This window comes from Methylobacterium crusticola (assembly GCF_003574465.1).
In the GTDB taxonomy this organism is placed as follows: Bacteria; Pseudomonadota; Alphaproteobacteria; order Rhizobiales; family Beijerinckiaceae; genus Methylobacterium; species Methylobacterium crusticola.
Genome location: NZ_QOWC01000527.1, coordinates 1 through 479 on the forward strand (window position 1 = coordinate 1; position 479 = coordinate 479).

Genomic DNA, 479 nt, shown 5'->3' on the forward strand with positions numbered 1-479 from the left:
AGGCGCCCGGTCGCGAGGCGCCCGCCGGCGAGGGGAGCCCGGCGCCCCCGGCCCGCGAGGCCGCGGAGGCGGCCGAGGCGGTCTGCGCCGTCGCGGCCGCGCTCGGCGTCGCGTCCATGCGGGCGCCCCTGATGGCGCTCAAGGTCGCGCAGCTCCACGCGACTCACTCGGGACGCGCCGGCGTCGCCGAGGACGACATCGCCGCCGCGGCCGCCCTGGTGCTCGCGCCCCGCGCCACCCGTCTGCCGGCCGAGGCGCCCGAACCGTCCCCGCCCGAACCGTCCCCGCCGGAGCCGGACGGCCCGCCGGACGCCCGGGCGGGCGACGCCCCGCAGGATGCCGACCCGCAGGACCCAGGCCCGCAGGATGCCGACCCGCAGGATCCCGGCCCGGGCGAGGCGGGCGGCGCGGCGGAGCGGGTCCTGGCCGCCGCCCGGGCGGCGATCCCGGCCGACCTGCTGGCGCGGCTCGCCGCGGAC

The 479-nt window shown here is 83.5% G+C and carries 1 pseudogene; it reads left to right on the forward strand.

The features are described 5' to 3' along the window. Positions 1–479, forward strand: a pseudogene (locus DT057_RS35905) (hypothetical protein); the annotation flags it as partial.